This window comes from Microbacterium phyllosphaerae (assembly GCF_050628115.1).
Lineage (GTDB): Bacteria > Actinomycetota > Actinomycetes > Actinomycetales > Microbacteriaceae > Microbacterium > Microbacterium phyllosphaerae_A.
The window spans coordinates 471,080-485,910 of record NZ_CP192502.1 but is presented as its reverse complement, the minus strand read 5'-3'; the positions used below and the strand labels follow the sequence as shown (position 1 = coordinate 485,910).

The window sequence follows — 14,831 nt, the reverse complement described above, 5'->3', positions numbered from 1 at the left end:
CTTTCAGGAGGCGGGTGCGGAGGCGGGTGCGGCGGCGGATACGAGTTCGGTGCGCCAGGTGTGGGTGGGATGCCAGCCGAGCAGTCGGGCGGCCTTGGCTGACGAGAAGGCGGGTGCGCTGCCGGTCAGCGCCGCTGCCGCTTTCTCGGTGCCGGGGTGGAACCGGGGGAGCAGCTCGCTCAGCGGGCGACGGGCGAGTGCATCGTCGGCACCGACGAAGAAGACCTCGCCGTTCGGGATGTCATCGAGGGCGGCGAGCAGGGTGTCGGCGAAGCCGGCCACGTCTCTGGCGTCGACGTAGTTGAACAGCGCGGGAGCCGACAGTGCCGGATCATCGAGTCGCTCGAGCACGGTGTGGCCCTGCTGCGTTGGCGCGCCGGCCCACTCTTCCGGGGCGATCACGTAGCAGGGGCGGAAGGACGCGAAGCGCACGTCGTCGCCGGTCTGCCGCTGCAGCATGGCGACGGTCTGCTCGATCAGCAGCTTCGACAGGGCGTAGGCGTTCCAGGGCTCGGCGGGCGAAGCCTCATCGAGCGGCAGCCGCTCGGGCGTCCATCCGCGCGGAGCGCCGTAGCCGATCACTGTCGGACTGGAGGCGGCGACCACGCGGTGGATGCCAGCGCGCACCGCTCCGCCGAGCACCGACTGCGCGAGCGCGGCATTGGTGCGCAGAATGACGTCTTCCGGGGCACTGAACGGCACCGCGATCGCTGCCAGGTGGATGAGAGCGTCGGCCTTCGTGCCGGCGAGTGCCGATGCCGTGGCATCCGCATCGGTCAGGTCGAGGGAGAACTGGGTGATCCCGGGGCGATCGAGATCGCCGGTCGGCTCGCGATCGATCGAGACGATCTCGTGACCCGCATCGGAGAGGCCCGTCACGAGCGTGCGCCCGAGCCGGCCGGATCCGCCGGTGACGACGATTCTCATCGACGTGCCAGCAGGGCGATCCCCAGCTCGTCGACCTTCACCGGCAGGCCCGTCTCGAGCGAGCGGTTGCCGGCGATGCCGACGGCGATCGAGCGGATGCCGTCGGTCCAGTCGGCCGGGCGTGCGAGCGGGTCGTCTCCCGGGCCTTCGAAGACATCCGAGAGCAGCAGCTCGTCGCCGCCGCCATGGCCTCCGTCGCCGCCGTCGATCGGCACCTCGTAGGCCTCTTCCCAGTGCCGCTGCACGATCAGCCGCTCGCCCTCCGGGCGCAGCGCGGTGGTGCCGTCGCTGCCCGAGAGGCTGGGGTCGATGTGCGGATGCAGGCCCTCGCCCGCGAGGACGGCACCCCGCTCGATGACCTCGAGCTCGACCCGGCCGAGCGTGCCGTTGACGGCGACGCGGTAGCCCTCCCAGGGCGAGTGCGCGTTCAACGAGTACGACATCGTCGCGCCCGAGGCGTAGTCGACGACGAGTGCGAGGTTGTCCTCGATCGTGATCCCCTCGCTGAAGACGTCGAGGTCACGCCGGTATCCGTCGTGCTCCTCGGCGTCGAGGTAGAGCGCGGTGAGGCGCTCATCGGTGCGAAGATCGAGCTCGAACAGGTCGCCGCCGTCGTGGGTACCGCGGGCGGGACGTTCGCCCAGTCCACGGGCGGCGGCGTTGTCGGCGCCGTAGAAGCGCAGCGCGCCCGACGCGAAGACTCGGGTCGGCTGCGAGCGGATCCACCAGTTGACCAGGTCGAAGTGGTGGCTCGACTTGTGCACGAGCAGACCGCCGGAGTTCTTCTTCTCACGGTGCCAGCGGCGGAAGTAGTCCGCGCCGTGGTTGGTGTCGAGCATCCACGAGAAGTCCACCGAGGTGACCTCTCCGATCGTCCCGTCCTGGATCACCTGGCGCAGCGCGCTGTTGCGCGGCGAGTAGCGGTAGTTGAACGTGAGCACGACCTGGCGGCCGGTGCGCTCCACAGCCTCTTCGATGCGTGCCGCGCTCGCCGCATCGATCGTGAGCGGCTTCTCGACGACGACGTCGGCGCCCGCCTCGAGCGAGCGGACGATCAGCTCGGCGTGCAGGTCGTCGCGGGAGCAGATGATGACCCGGTCGACCCGTTCGTCGCGGATGACCTGCTCGAGCTCGTCGGGCGTCGCCAGTCGGGGAGCGGGTGCCCCGACCTCGGCGATCCGGTCTGCGTACAGCGCCGCCCGCACGGGATTGGGCTCGATGATCGCCACGAGCTCTGCTCTGTCGCGGTGGGTGCCGAGGATTCCCTCGATGTACATCTGGGCGCGGGCTCCGGCGCCGGCGAGGGCGTAGCGGGTCTTCGTCATCGTGATCCTTCTTTGATCTCGAACTCAGGAAACGTTTTCTCGACGATAGCACAGGGCATATGTCGAGTCGTCGGGATGCGGACGCTCAGCCTTCGTGCGGGGCCGCGGTGCTTCCGCGCACGACGAGGCTCGGCGTCAGTGTGAGCGTCGGGGTGGGGTCGCCGCCGGTGAGCTGAGCGTGCATCGCAGCCCAGGCGGCGGCGCCGATCTCGACCGCGGCTACGGCGGCCGTCGTGAGCGGCGGCGAGGTGTAGGCAGCGAACGGGATGTCGTCGAAGCCGGTGATCGACAGCCGACCCGGCACCTCCACGCGGCGCACGATCAGTGCCGAGAGGAGACCCATCGCGACGAGGTCGTTGTAGGCGATCACGGCGGTCGCGCCGCTCGCGAGCACCTGATCGGCGACCGCGGTGCCGCTGTCGAAGTCGACACCGGCGGAGATCTCCTCGACCTCCAGGCCCGCCGTCCTCGAGATCGCTGCCGCGATCGCATCCTGTCGAGCCCTGTGGGTCACGCTGCGGGTGGCGCCGGCGAGGTAGACCAGGCGACGGTGACCGAGCGACGTCAGGTGGTCGACGATCTCGCGCATGCCCGACCCGTAGTCCGCGCCGACGACCGGTGCGCTCGGCTGTGGGCCGCGGTTGATCACGACGGCGGGGGAGAGTGCGGGGAGCAGCGTCGCGAGCTCCTCCTCGGGCATGCGCGGTGCGCAGAGGATCACGCCGTCGGTACGCAGCCGGGTGGCCCTGGCGAGTGCGTGCTCCTCGTCGAGGTCTTCACGCGAGTCGGCGACCAGCACGTGATATCCGTCGGCCGTGGCTGCCCGGCTGAGGCCCCGCAGGATCGCCTGGAACGTCGGGTTCTCGAGGTCGGGGATCACGACGGCGACGGTCTGCGTACGACCCAGCACCAGGCTGCGGGCGACCGGATTGGCCGTGTAGCCGAGCTCGGCTGCGGCCGCCTGAACGCGCTCCGCGAGTGCCGGATCGACCCTCGGATTGCCGTTCATCGCGCGCGACACGGTCGACAGTGAGACCCCGGCGAGTTTCGCGACGTCGGTGATGCCGGGGCGTGAGGATTCGCGTGCCATCGGCATCCCTTCGTTCCGCGATCGGTCGCGGCTGTCGTCATACTACGAGAAAACGTTTTGCAGGGAGAGTCGCATGGTCGGAGCATCCGAGGACCGCATCGAGAAGCAGGATCGTGTCGCCCGAGTGCGGCGGGAGCTCGGCGGCGCAGCGCTCGTTCTGGCGTCGCATGAGGCGGTGTCGTGGTACCTCGAGGGCGTGCGCACCCACGTGTCGCTTGCGGGGCCCCCGGTGCTCGCCGTGCGTGCGGAGGAGGGCGGGGACGTGCTCTATGTCGCCGACAACGAGGCCGACCGGATGATCGCCGAGGAGCTGCTGCCCGAGGACGCCGAGCGCATCGTGCGAGTGCCCTGGTGGATCCCGCCGGCGGTCGCGGCCGCCGAGGACGAGGCGGTGCCGGAGTCTCAGGCGGCGCCTCAGCTGCGTGCAGCGAGGGCTCGGATGCTGCCGGCCGAGCGTGCGAGATATCGGTCGCTGGGGCGGGAGACGGCCGAGACGCTGACCGATGCGCTCAGCAGGGTAGAGCCCGACCAGACCGAACGGGCCGTCGCGGCGGTCGCCGCGGCCGAGCTCATGGCCCGAGGCATCGATCCGCTCGTCGTGCTCGTTTCGGGCGCGGAGCGCGGCGCATTCCGGCATCCGCTCCCGACTGCCGGCCTGCTCGGCGATCGCGCGATGATCGTCGTGTGCGGTCGACGCGATGGGCTCATCGCCAACGCGACACGATGGGTCGGCGCATCCGTCGACGAGGAATCGATCCTCGGGGTCGAACGCGCGTTCCTCGATGCCTCCGTTCCCGGCGCTCGTCTCGACGACGCCTTCGCGGCAGGGATCGCAGCGTACGCGCGCTTCGGGTTCGATCCCGACGAATGGCAGCGGCATCACCAGGGCGGGCCGACCGGATATGCCGGACGCGACCCGCGTGCCACGGCATCCACGACCGATCTGCTGGTCGAGAATCAGGCGTTCGCGTGGAATCCGACCGCACCGGGGGTCAAGGTCGAGGACACCATGCTGCGCACCGAGACGGGCTGGGAGGTGCTGACCGTCGACGAGCGCTGGCCCTCGGTCGAATACGAACGGCTGCGGCGGCCGGTCGCACGCGCGTACGGGGCCTGATCGGCGCAGCCCGATGCCGTCTCAGCCGCCGGTGGAGCGGCGCACGATCAGCTCGGGCGGGAACACCGTCTGGCGCGGGATGCTCTCGGGGTCTGCCGCCTCTTCGAGCACGATGCGCAGCGCGGTGCGGCCGATCATGCGGCTGGGCTGGCGGATCGATGACAGCGGCACCGCGGCCGCGGCGGCGAACGGATTGTCGTCGAATCCGATCAGCGCGATCTCGTCGGGGACGAGCACGCGCCCGCCGGACACGAGCGACTGCAGCAGCCCGAGAGCGAGCAGATCGTTGGCGGCGAAGAGCGCATCCGGCCACTCGCGCCGCGGCCGGGTGAGCAGTCTGGCACCTGCGGCGACGCCCTCTTCGACGGTCATCGCAGCCGTCGGGACGACCTCGAGCTCGACGTGCACCGCTGCGTTCTCGGCCGCAGCGCGTGCTCCCGCGAGCCGATCGGTGACCTGGCGCATGTCGAAGGGGCCGCCGACGAACGCGATTCGTCTGCGCCCGCCCTCGATCAGGTGCTCGACGGCCAATCTGCCGCCCGCGACGCTGTCGACCGAGACCGACGAGAATCCGCTGTCGGCGCTGAACCGGTCGACGAGCACGGTGGCGATACCGCTCGCGCGGAACCTGCGCAGCTGTGTCATGACGTCGCCGTACGGGGCGATGAGCAGTCCGCGCACCTGCTGTTCGCGGAACAGGTCGAGGTAGACCTTCTCGCGAGAGGGGTCGTCGTCGGTGTTGCCGTAGAGGATGGCGATGCCGTGGCTGGACGCCTCGTCTTCGGCCCCGCGCACCACGTCGTTGTAAAACGGGTTCTGACCGTCGAGCACCACGAATCCGACGGTCGTGCTCACGCCGGCTCTGAGCTTGCGGGCCGCGTCGTTGCGCACGTAGCCGAGCTCTTCGATCGCCTGGGTGACCCGCACGACCGAGTCGCTCGAGACCTCGTCCGGGCGGTTCAGGACGTTCGAGACCGTCCCCACCGAGACGCCCGCACGGAGCGCGACATCGCGGATGCTGATCGGCATTCGGCTGTCCTCTCGTCGTCGGGCGGATCACGCTTCGGCATCAGGGGTTGACCTGAGACCGGCATCACATACACTAGCCTGAAACGAGCTTGAATCGATTCAGGTAAAGTTCATTCCGATCATCATCCCCCTCAACGGAGAGGAAAGCCAGTGGTAGACGCAGCCTCCGCCCGCAGCGCTCCCCCCACCGCGCTCGAGCTGCATCGGGTCGTTAAGTCCTTCGGCCCCGTCGTCGCGCTCCGCTCCGGCAGCCTGACGCTCCGCCCCGGCTCCATCCACGCCCTCATCGGCGAGAACGGTGCGGGCAAGTCGACCCTCGTGAAGATCATGGCCGGTCTCTACCGCCGTGACTCGGGAGACTTCCGCCTGCACGGCGAAGAGGTCGACTTCACCAGCACGGCCCAGTCGAAGGCCGCGGGCATCGCGGTCATCTACCAGGAGCCGACGCTGTTCCCCGATCTCTCGGTGACCGAGAACATCTTCATGGGCCGTCAGCCCACCGGCTTCCTCGGACGCATCGACCGCAAGGCGATGCGCACCGAGGTCGACCAGATCTTCCGTCGCCTGGGCGTCGCGCTCGACCCCGATCGGATCACCGAGGGCCTGTCGATCGCCGACCAGCAGATCATCGAGATCGCGAAGGCGATCTCGCTCGACGCGAGCGTGCTGATCATGGACGAGCCGACCGCCGCCCTCAGCGGCGTCGAGGTCGACCGCCTGTTCGCCGTCGCCCGGAGCCTGCGCGACGAGGGGCGCGCGATCCTGTTCATCTCGCACCGCTTCGACGAGGTCTTCGACCTGTGCGACACGGTCACCGTGATGCGTGACGGCGCCTACATCGACACGACCCCGATCGCCCAGACCACGGTCGACGACCTGGTCAGGCAGATGGTCGGCCGCGATGTCACCGAGCTCTTCCCGAAGCAGGAGGCCGCGATCGGCGAGCCGCTGCTCGAGGTCACGGGCCTCAACCGGCCCGGCGTCTTCCATGACATCTCGTTCACCGTGCGAGCGGGCGAGATCGTCGCCCTGGCCGGCCTCGTCGGCGCCGGGCGTTCCGAAGTCGCCCGCGCGGTCTTCGGCATAGACCCGTACAGCGAGGGCGAGGTGCGGATGCTGGGCTCAGCCGTCGCGCGCCGCAACCCCACCGCCGCGATGCGCAGCGGCCTCGCGCTCGTGCCGGAGGACCGCCGCAAGCAGGGGCTCGTGATCGATGCGGGCGTCGGGGGCAACATCACCCTCGCGATCCGTCGGCGTCTGTCGAAGTGGGGCCTGATCACCAGCGGAATCGAGAACCGCGCCGCCAAGGAGTGGGCATCCCGTCTCGAGGTCAAGACCCACGCGCTCGACACCGTCGCAGCCACGCTGTCAGGCGGAAACCAGCAGAAGGTCGTGCTGGCCAAGTGGCTGGCCACCGATCCTCGGGTCCTGATCATCGACGAGCCGACGCGAGGCATCGATGTCGGCACGAAGTCCGAGGTGCACCGACTGCTCTCGCAGCTCGCGGGCGAAGGGCTGGGGATCCTGATGATCTCGTCCGAGCTCCCGGAGGTCCTCGGGATGGCCGACCGGGTGCTGGTCATGCGCGAAGGGCGAATCACCGCCGAGATCTCCCGCGACGACGCCACCAGCGAGAACGTCATGTTCGCCGCCACTCACTCATCGGAGCTGCACTCATGAGCCTCACCACCGCGCCGGCGCCCGCCGCTCCGGCGATCTCGAAGAAGCCGGGCGGCATCGGTCGCGCGCGCGAGTTCGGCATCCTCGCAGCTCTCGTGCTCGTCGTGATCGCCGCGACCGTGAAGAACCCGAACTTCCTGTTCAGCTCCGACGGCTGGCGCGACCTGCTGCTGACGCCGTCGATCCTCATGCTCGTCGCCGTCGGCCAGGCGATCGTGATCATCACGCGCAACGTCGACCTCTCGGTCGGCTCGGTCATGGGCCTCACGGCCTACCTGACCGGACGCCTGTTCGTCGACGTCCCCGGCATCCCGATCGTCGTCGTCGTGATCGCGGCCGTGCTGCTCGGAGCCTTCCTCGGTCTCGTGAACGGCGCCCTGGTCGCATTCGCGAAGGTTCCGGCGATGGTGATCACGCTCGGCACCCTGTATGCCTATCGAGGCATAAACGTGCTGTGGACGGGCAGTGATCGCATCAACGCCTCCGACATGCCCAAGGACTTCCTCGCGCTCGGCACCCAGCAGATCCTGTTCATCCCGGTGTTGTCGATCATCGCCGTGATCGTGCTCGCCATGGCCGCCTGGTACCTGCGCAACACCCGCGGCGGCCGCGAGTACTACGCGATCGGATCCGACCCGTCGGCCGCAGAGCTCTACGGCCTCAAGGTCACCCGCCGCGTGCTCTCGGCGTTCATCCTCTCCGGCGCGCTCGCGGGTCTCGCCGGAGTCTTCTACGCCGCTCGATACGGATCGATCAGCTCGCAGGCCGGCAGCGGCTGGGAGCTGGATGCCGTCGGCGCAGCCGTCATCGGCGGCATCGCGATCACCGGCGGTGTCGGCACGGTCTGGGGCGCGGCCATCGGCGCGATGCTCCTGATGACCATCAACCGCGCGCTGCCCATCCTCGGCATCCCCGACTTCTGGCAGCGCGCCGTGGTGGGCGTGCTGATCATCGGAGCCATCGTGCTCGACCGGGTGCTCGCGGTCAGACAGAGACGCCAGCTCATCGAGGCGAGGGACGAATCATGACCACGACAACGACGACCACGTCGACGCGCGTCATCCGCGACTACGACCGTCCGCTCTGGCGGCGCGTCTTCATCAACCGCGAGTTCGCGATCATCGCGCTGCTCGTGCTCGTGACGATCGTCGCGGCCTTCTCGATCCGCGGGTTCGCGCAGCCGATCACCGCGAACTACCTGCTGCTCGACGTCGCGCCGATCCTGCTGATCGCCCTGCCGATGACGCTCGTGATGATCACCGGCGAGATCGACCTGTCGGTCGGCTCCATGGTCGGTCTCGCCAGCGTCGTCACGGGTGTGCTCACCGAGTCGGGTGCGCCCTTCGAGGTCGCCGCCCTCGCTGCCCTGCTGGTCGGAGTGGTGGGCGGTGCGTTCAACGGCTTCCTCGTCACGATCGTCGGACTGCCCTCGCTCGCCGTCACGATCGGTACCCTGGCTCTCTTCCGCGGCCTCGCGGTCGGGCTTCTCGGAACCACGGCCGTGACCGACTTCCCCGAGACCTGGACGGCTCTCGCGAAGGCGAAGATCGCGGGAACGACGATCCCGTACATCGTGATCCCGTTCCTGATCCTGCTCGTGCTGTTCGTCGTGCTGCTGCACTTCACGCCGTTCGGCCGTGGCGTCTTCGCGATCGGTCTCTCGAAGGACGCCGCACGGTTCTCGGGCGTCGACGTCGAGCGCACGAAGTTCATCCTGTTCGTCCTCTCGGGCGTCGTCGCCGCCTTCGCCGGCATCTTCTACACGCTGCGGTTCGGCAGCGCCCGAGGCGACAACGCCACCGGGCTCGAGCTGCAGGTCATCGCGGCGGTCGTGCTCGGCGGAGTCTCGGTCTTCGGCGGACGCGGACACCTGCACGGTGTCGTCGCCGCCGTGCTGCTGATCGGAGTCCTGGGCAGCAGCCTGCGTCTCGCGGGCGTCACCTCCGACGTCATCAACATCATCACCGGCGGACTGCTGATCTTCTCGGTCGTCGCGGCCAGCGTCCTCGCCTGGGCGCAGCGCGTCCGTGCGAAGGCCGGTCCGCCACTGCGCGTAGCAGCCTCTCCCGCACCATGAGGCAGCCTCTCATCGTCGGCACCCGCCTGCGGTGATCATCACGAAAGGAAGAACAATGACGTTTGCACGTAAGAAGATCGCGGGGTTCGCGGCGGTCGCCGTGGCCGCAGCGCTCGTGCTGACCGGCTGTGCCGACACCAGCGGCGGCTCCGGCGGATCGGGCTCGGAGGGCGGAGGATCCGACAACCTCGCGATCACGTTCCTGCCGAAGAACCTCGGCAACCCGTACTTCGACACCTCGAGCGAGGGCGGCAAGACCGCCGTCGACGAATTCGGCGGCACGTTCGCCGAGGTCGGACCGGCTGAAGCCACGCCCGACGCTCAGGTCAGCTACATCAACACCGCCACGCAGCAGGCCGTCGGCGCGCTGGTCGTCTCGGCCAACGACCCGAAGGCGATCTGCGACGCCCTGAACGAGGCGCGCGACGCGGGCGTCAAGGTCGTCACCTTCGACTCCGACACCAACCCCGAGTGCCGTGACCTGTTCATCAACCAGGCCGACTCCGAGGGCATCGCCAAGGTGCAGGTCGACCTGATCGCCGACCAGATCGGTGGAGCGGGCGAGGTCGCGATCCTGTCGGCATCCGCCAACGCGACCAACCAGAACGCCTGGATCGACCTGATGAAGGAGTACGTCGCCACCGAGTACCCCGACATCACGATCGTCGAGACCGTCTACGGTGACGACGACGACCAGACATCGTTCGACAAGACCGCGGCTCTCCTGCAGAGCCACCCGAACCTGAAGGGCATCATCTCGCCCACCACGGTCGGCATCGCTGCTGCCGCTCGCTACGTCTCTACCTCGGACTACAAGGGCAAGGTCGCGATCACCGGTCTCGGCACCCCGAACCAGATGCGCGAGTACGTCGAAGACGGCACCGTCACCGCGTTCGCGCTGTGGAACCCGGCCGACCTCGGCTACCTGGCAGCCTTCGCCTCGAAGGCGCTGATCGAGGGCGACATCACCGGCGAAGAGGGCGACACCTTCGACGCGGGCGAGCTCGGCGAGTACACGGTCGGCGCAGACGGCGTCGTGCTGCTGGGCGACCCGTTCGAGTTCAACGCAGACAACATCGGCGACTTCGACTTCTGAGTCGGTTCGCGTGGGGCGTCGGGGCTTCGGCTCCGGCGCCCCTTTCGTGTGTCCGGGTGCCCTCCTGGCCCGCTGCGGACGCATGCCGAGAACACAGATGCATTCCGAGAACACAGATGGATGCCGAGAAAGGGTGTTCTCGGCATCCATCTGTGATCCGGGCGGCCACGTGTGCCGCTGCGGGGAGGTTGCGGGTCAGAGCGGGTCAGCGCGGGTCGAAGTGCTCCGGTTCGTGCGTGGCGGCGACCAAGGAGCGCAGCTCCTCGAGAATCGCCGGGGCGGCGCCGAGGGCACGCGCCTGCACGAGCACGTTGCCGAGTGCAGTCGCCTCGACGGGGCCCGCGAGCACCGGAAGCCCGGTGCGATCGGCCGTCGCCTGGCACAGCAGGCGGTTCAACGACCCGCCACCCACGAGATGGATGCTGTCGAGCTCGCGTCCCGACAGATCGGATGCCGTCTGCACCGCATCCGCGAATGCCGTGGCGATGGACTCGACGATCGATCGGGCGAAGGCGGGTCGCGTCGAGGGTGCCTGTGCTCCCAGGAGTGCAGCGATGCGTGCGGGCATGTCTCCCGGGGCGCTGAGCGAGGGGTCGTTCGCGTCGAAGAGGGGCACGTCGTCCGTGACGGCGGAGGCCGCGGCCAGCAGCTCGGTCAGGTCGATCGCCGATCCGTCCTCCGCCTCCCACGCGCGCACGGTCTCGCTCAGCAGCCAGAGCCCGGTCACGTTGTGCAGGAAGCGGTAGCGCCGGTCGACGCCGAGCTCGTGCGTGAAGTTCGCCTCGCGTGCAGCATCGGTCAGCACCGGCTCGGCCAGCTCGACGCCGACCAGGCCCCAGGTGCCGCACGAGATGTAGGCCGAGTGAGGCGTCGACAGGGGAGCCGCGACGACGGCGGATGCCGTGTCGTGCGAGCCGACCGCGATCACGGGCAGCTCCTTGCCGATGCGCTCAGCGAGGTCCGCGCGAAGCACACCGATCGTCTCGCCCGGATCGACGAGCGTCGGCAGGATGCCCGACGGGATGCCGAGGCGCTCGGCCAGCTCGTCGTCCCACTCGCCCGACTCGACGCCGAGGAGACCCGTCGTCGAGGCATTGGTGCGCTCGGCGACCGACGCTCCGGTGAGCAGGAACGCGATGAGGTCGGGGATCAGCAGGGCGGTGTCGGCATCGGCGAGGCGGGCGTCGACGCGGTACTGGTACAGCGTGTTGAACGGCAGGAACTGCAGTCCGTTGCGCCCGTACAGCTCGGCGAAGGGGGCGATCGCGTGCACCTCGGCGACCCCGCGCACGGTGCGCTCGTCGCGATAGTGGAACGGCTCGGCGAGAAGCTCCCCGTCGCTCAGCAACCCGTAGTCGACGGCCCACGAGTCGATGCCGATGCTCTCGATGCCCGGCTCGCGGCGCACGGCCTCGGCGAGTCCTGAGACGACGTGCTCGTAGAGAGCGCCGAAGTTCCAGTGCAGGCCGTCTTCGCGCTCGACGGGCCCGTTCGGGAACCGCGAGACGAGTTCGAGATCTAGCCGGCCGTCGCCGATCCGCCCGATCATGACGCGACCGCTGGTCGCCCCGAGGTCGACGGCGGCGACGGACCGCACCGTCATCGCAGGAACGCCGCGGCGACGCCGGAGTCGACCGGGATGTGCAGGCCAGTGGTGCGGCTGAGCTCGGGGCCGGTGAGCACGTAGACGGCATCCGCCACGTTCTCGGGAACGACCTCGCGCTTGAGGATCGTGCGGTTGGCGTAGAACTGACCGAGGTCCTCTTCGGCGACGCCGTAGGTGGCCGCACGGTTCGCGCCCCAGCCCGAGGCGAAGATGCCCGAGCCGCGCACGACGCCGTCGGGGTTGATGCCGTTGACGCGGATGCCGAACTCGCCGAGCTCGACGGCCAGCAGTCGCACCTGGTGCGCCTGGTCGGCCTTCGTCGCCGAGTAGGCGATGTTGTTCGGGCCGGCGAAGACCGAGTTCTTCGACGAGATGTAGATGATGTCTCCGCCGAGCTTCTGGTCGATCAGCACGCGAGCTGCGGCCTTCGACACGAGGAACGAGCCCTTGGCCATGACGTCGTGCTGCAGGTCCCAGTCCTTCTCGGTCGTCTCGAGCAGCGGCTTCGACAGCGAGAGTCCGGCGTTGTTGACGACGAGGTCGACGCCACCGAACGCGAGCACGGCGTCGTTCAGCGCGGCCTGGATGGCATCCGCATCGGCGACGTTCGCCGCGACGCCGATCGCGACGTCGGTGTTCCCGAGCTCGGCCGCAGCGGCCTGCGCCTTCTCCAGGTCGAGGTCGGCGATGACGACGCAGGCGCCCTCGGCAGCGAGACGGGTGGCGATCGCCTTGCCGATGCCGCTGGCGGCTCCGGTGACGAAGGCGATGCGGCCCTGGTGCGACTTCGGCTTCGGCATGCGCTGCAGCTTGGCCTCTTCCAGTGCCCAGTACTCGATGGCGAACTTCTCGGCGTCCGAGATGGGGGAGTACGTCGACAGTGACTCGGCGCCGCGCATCACGTTGATCGCGTTGACGTAGAACTCGCCGGCGACGCGGGCGGTCTGCTTGTTCGCGCCGTACGAGAACATCCCGATGCCGGGCACGAGCACGATGAGGGGGTCGGCGCCGCGGATCGCGGGCGACTCGTTCGTCGCGTGCGCGTCGTAGTAGGCCTGGTAGTCGGCGCGGTACTCGGTGTGCAGCTCGTGCAGACGGGCGATCTGCTCGTCGGCCGAGGCCGTGACGGGCAGATCGAGGATCAACGGCTTGACCTTGGTGCGCAGGAAGTGGTCGGGGCAGCTGGTGCCGAGGGCTGCGAGCTCGGGAGCGCGGTCAGACGCCAGGAAGTCGAGCACGACGTCGGAGTCGGTGAAGTGGCCGACCATCGGCTTGTCGGTCGAGGCGATGCCGCGGATGGTGCCGGCGAGGGCCGCTGCGCGCTCGCGGCGCTCGGCCTCGGGGAGGGCCTCGAAGCCCGAGCGGACGCCGCCGAACGGGTCGGCCTTGCCGTTCGCCTCGATGTAGGCAGCTGCGGTGTCGATGATCCACAGCGAGTGGGCCTCGGCCTCCTCCGACGTGTCGCCCCAGGCGGTGATGCCGTGGCCGCCGAGAATCGTGCCGATCGCCTGCGGGTTCTGTGCCTTGATCGCGGCGATGTCGAGTCCGAGCTGGAAGCCGGGGCGACGCCACGGAACCCACACGACCTTGTCGCCGAAGATCTTCGCGGTCAGCGCCTCGCCGTCGGCCGCGGTCGCGATCGCGATGCCCGAGTCGGGGTGCAGGTGGTCGACGTGCGCGGCGTCGACGAGGCCGTGCATCGCGGTGTCGATCGACGGAGCGGCGCCGCCCTTGCCGTGCAGGCAGTAGTCGAACGCGGCGACCATCTCGTCCTCACGGTCGAGGCCGGGGTAGACGTCGACGAGCGCGCGCATGCGGTCGAGGCGCAGCACGGCGAGTCCCTGCTCCTTCAGCGTCCCCAGGTCGCCGCCCGAGCCCTTGACCCACATCAGCTCGACCGGCTGGCCCGTGACCGGGTCTGTCTCGGTGCCCTTCGCCGACGTGTTGCCGCCGGCGTAGTTGGTGTTCTTCGGATCGGCGCCCAGGCGGTTCGACCGCTCGATGAGGGCGGCGGCGGTGGGGTTGGTCATGGCTGTTCCTTGTTCTCGGGAGAAGTGGCGAGGATGCGCGCGGCGAAGCGGTCGATGGATGCTGTCGCCGCCGCGTGTTCGGGACGGTTGAGGTGGCCGTGGCGGGTGCCAGGCTCGGTCGAGATGTCGAGATCGACACCGGCGGATCGCAGTGAGGCACCGAAGGCCTCGCCGGAGACGCGCAGCTCGTCGACCTCATCGTTGATCATGATCGTGGCGGGGAAGCGCGAGAGGTCGTCGACCGATGCGGTGCCGGGCACCGCGTAGACGTCGTGGTCTGCGAGGGAGCCGCCCAGGTAGTTCTCGTACATGACGCGCACGGGGTCGGGCCCGAACAGGTCGGCCTCCGGATCCGCGTCGAGCGCCGCACGGAGGACGGCATCCGGTGCGCCCTGGACCGCGTGCAGAGTCGGGTAGGCGAGCACCGCGAGGGCGGGGACGGGGCCTGCTCCATGGCTCAGGCGCAGAGCTGCGCCGGTCGCCAGGTTGCCGCCGGCGCTCGCTCCGCCGATCGACCACGGGCCGCGTGCGAGGCCGGAGTCGACGGCCCAGCGGAACGCGGCCTCGAGCTCGTCGGACGCGACCGGATAGTGCACGCCTGCGCGCTCCGGAGCACCGGCTGCCACAGCCCAGGTGCGAGGGAACGGCGCGAGCGCGTAGTCCACCGAGACCACGACGATGCCCCGGTCGGCGAAGCTCCGCGCCACCCAGTCGGCCTCCGGCATCTCGAGCTCGCCGGCGGCGAACCCTCCGCCATGCGCCCAGACGAGTCCGGGCCCTGCAGGATTCTCCGGCTCGTACACGCGCACGCGCAGCGGTCCGTGCGGCCCGTCGAGCACCTGGTCGCTCACAGC

12 protein-coding genes are annotated in these 14,831 nt (G+C 69.3%); 5 read left to right on the top strand and 7 right to left on the bottom strand.

Annotation, left to right across the window (positions count from 1 at the left end):
- Positions 1 to 3: 3 nt before the first annotated feature.
- The 3 genes from ACQ4LY_RS02140 to ACQ4LY_RS02130 all read right to left on the bottom strand — a co-directional run bounded on the left by ACQ4LY_RS02140 (position 4) and on the right by ACQ4LY_RS02130 (position 3,342).
- On the bottom strand, positions 4 to 927 hold the full coding sequence (locus ACQ4LY_RS02140) for an NAD-dependent epimerase/dehydratase family protein (RefSeq protein WP_431074354.1): 924 nt from the start codon (positions 925 to 927) through the stop codon (positions 4 to 6).
- Positions 924 to 2,252, bottom strand: a complete 1,329-nt coding sequence (locus ACQ4LY_RS02135) for a Gfo/Idh/MocA family protein (protein ID WP_431074353.1) — start codon at positions 2,250 to 2,252, stop codon at positions 924 to 926. The genes ACQ4LY_RS02140 and ACQ4LY_RS02135 overlap by 4 nt, the downstream gene beginning before the upstream one ends.
- Positions 2,253 to 2,337: 85 nt before the next feature.
- A complete protein-coding gene (locus ACQ4LY_RS02130; protein ID WP_431074352.1) occupies positions 2,338 to 3,342 on the bottom strand; it encodes a LacI family DNA-binding transcriptional regulator in 1,005 nt (334 codons plus the stop codon).
- A 73-nt stretch (positions 3,343 to 3,415) separates the two neighbouring features.
- Here ACQ4LY_RS02130 and ACQ4LY_RS02125 point away from each other — a divergent pair, with 73 nt between their 5' ends.
- Positions 3,416 to 4,459: a M24 family metallopeptidase gene (locus ACQ4LY_RS02125; protein ID WP_431074351.1), complete on the top strand. Its 1,044-nt coding sequence runs from the start codon at positions 3,416 to 3,418 to the stop codon at positions 4,457 to 4,459.
- Positions 4,460 to 4,480: 21 nt separating this feature from the next.
- On the opposite strand, the gene ACQ4LY_RS02120 is transcribed toward ACQ4LY_RS02125, so the two are convergent.
- The gene (locus ACQ4LY_RS02120; RefSeq protein WP_431074350.1) at positions 4,481 to 5,488 is read right to left on the bottom strand and encodes a LacI family DNA-binding transcriptional regulator; all 1,008 of its coding nucleotides are present in this window, start codon (positions 5,486 to 5,488) and stop codon (positions 4,481 to 4,483) included.
- Positions 5,489 to 5,638: 150 nt separating this feature from the next.
- Between ACQ4LY_RS02120 and ACQ4LY_RS02115 the strand changes: the two genes are divergently transcribed.
- Genes ACQ4LY_RS02115 through rhaS form a run of 4 tightly spaced genes read left to right on the top strand, consistent with a single transcriptional unit; the run spans position 5,639 to position 10,341 of the window.
- Positions 5,639 to 7,168 (top strand): sugar ABC transporter ATP-binding protein, encoded by a 1,530-nt coding sequence (locus ACQ4LY_RS02115; RefSeq protein ID WP_431074349.1) that lies wholly within the window; start codon positions 5,639 to 5,641, stop codon positions 7,166 to 7,168.
- Positions 7,165 to 8,196 (top strand): ABC transporter permease, encoded by a 1,032-nt coding sequence (locus ACQ4LY_RS02110; protein WP_431074348.1) that lies wholly within the window; start codon positions 7,165 to 7,167, stop codon positions 8,194 to 8,196. Before ACQ4LY_RS02115 ends, ACQ4LY_RS02110 begins: the two co-directional genes overlap by 4 nt.
- The gene (locus ACQ4LY_RS02105; RefSeq protein ID WP_431074347.1) at positions 8,193 to 9,245 is read left to right on the top strand and encodes an ABC transporter permease; all 1,053 of its coding nucleotides are present in this window, start codon (positions 8,193 to 8,195) and stop codon (positions 9,243 to 9,245) included. The genes ACQ4LY_RS02110 and ACQ4LY_RS02105 overlap by 4 nt, the downstream gene beginning before the upstream one ends.
- A 55-nt stretch (positions 9,246 to 9,300) precedes the next feature.
- Positions 9,301 to 10,341, top strand: a complete 1,041-nt coding sequence (gene rhaS / locus ACQ4LY_RS02100) for a rhamnose ABC transporter substrate-binding protein (RefSeq protein WP_431074346.1) — start codon at positions 9,301 to 9,303, stop codon at positions 10,339 to 10,341.
- A gap of 205 nt (positions 10,342 to 10,546) precedes the next feature.
- Here the strand turns inward: rhaS and ACQ4LY_RS02095 are convergent, their stop codons facing one another.
- The 3 genes from ACQ4LY_RS02095 to ACQ4LY_RS02085 are packed head-to-tail and all read right to left on the bottom strand — an operon-like array spanning position 10,547 to position 14,828.
- On the bottom strand, positions 10,547 to 11,944 hold the full coding sequence (locus tag ACQ4LY_RS02095) for a rhamnulokinase (RefSeq protein ID WP_431074345.1): 1,398 nt from the start codon (positions 11,942 to 11,944) through the stop codon (positions 10,547 to 10,549).
- Positions 11,941 to 13,977 (bottom strand): bifunctional aldolase/short-chain dehydrogenase, encoded by a 2,037-nt coding sequence (locus ACQ4LY_RS02090; protein WP_431074344.1) that lies wholly within the window; start codon positions 13,975 to 13,977, stop codon positions 11,941 to 11,943. Before ACQ4LY_RS02090 ends, ACQ4LY_RS02095 begins: the two co-directional genes overlap by 4 nt.
- A complete protein-coding gene (locus ACQ4LY_RS02085) occupies positions 13,974 to 14,828 on the bottom strand; it encodes an alpha/beta hydrolase (RefSeq protein WP_431074343.1) in 855 nt (284 codons plus the stop codon). The genes ACQ4LY_RS02090 and ACQ4LY_RS02085 overlap by 4 nt, the downstream gene beginning before the upstream one ends.
- Positions 14,829 to 14,831: the final 3 nt, after the last annotated feature.

Bases quoted from the DNA above. Each gene is read 5' to 3' on its own strand.
- ACQ4LY_RS02090 (WP_431074344.1), bottom strand. From the start codon at position 13,977: ATGACCAACCCCACCGCCGCCGCCCTCATCGAGCGGTCGAACCGCCTG.
- ACQ4LY_RS02120 (WP_431074350.1), bottom strand. From the start codon at position 5,488: ATGCCGATCAGCATCCGCGATGTCGCGCTCCGTGCGGGCGTCTCGGTG.
- ACQ4LY_RS02130 (WP_431074352.1), bottom strand. From the start codon at position 3,342: ATGGCACGCGAATCCTCACGCCCCGGCATCACCGACGTCGCGAAACTC.
- ACQ4LY_RS02125 (WP_431074351.1), top strand. From the start codon at position 3,416: ATGGTCGGAGCATCCGAGGACCGCATCGAGAAGCAGGATCGTGTCGCC.
- ACQ4LY_RS02110 (WP_431074348.1), top strand. From the start codon at position 7,165: ATGAGCCTCACCACCGCGCCGGCGCCCGCCGCTCCGGCGATCTCGAAG.
- ACQ4LY_RS02105 (WP_431074347.1), top strand. From the start codon at position 8,193: ATGACCACGACAACGACGACCACGTCGACGCGCGTCATCCGCGACTAC.
- ACQ4LY_RS02095 (WP_431074345.1), bottom strand. From the start codon at position 11,944: ATGACGGTGCGGTCCGTCGCCGCCGTCGACCTCGGGGCGACCAGCGGT.
- ACQ4LY_RS02140 (WP_431074354.1), bottom strand. From the start codon at position 927: ATGAGAATCGTCGTCACCGGCGGATCCGGCCGGCTCGGGCGCACGCTC.
- rhaS (WP_431074346.1), top strand. From the start codon at position 9,301: ATGACGTTTGCACGTAAGAAGATCGCGGGGTTCGCGGCGGTCGCCGTG.
- ACQ4LY_RS02135 (WP_431074353.1), bottom strand. From the start codon at position 2,252: ATGACGAAGACCCGCTACGCCCTCGCCGGCGCCGGAGCCCGCGCCCAG.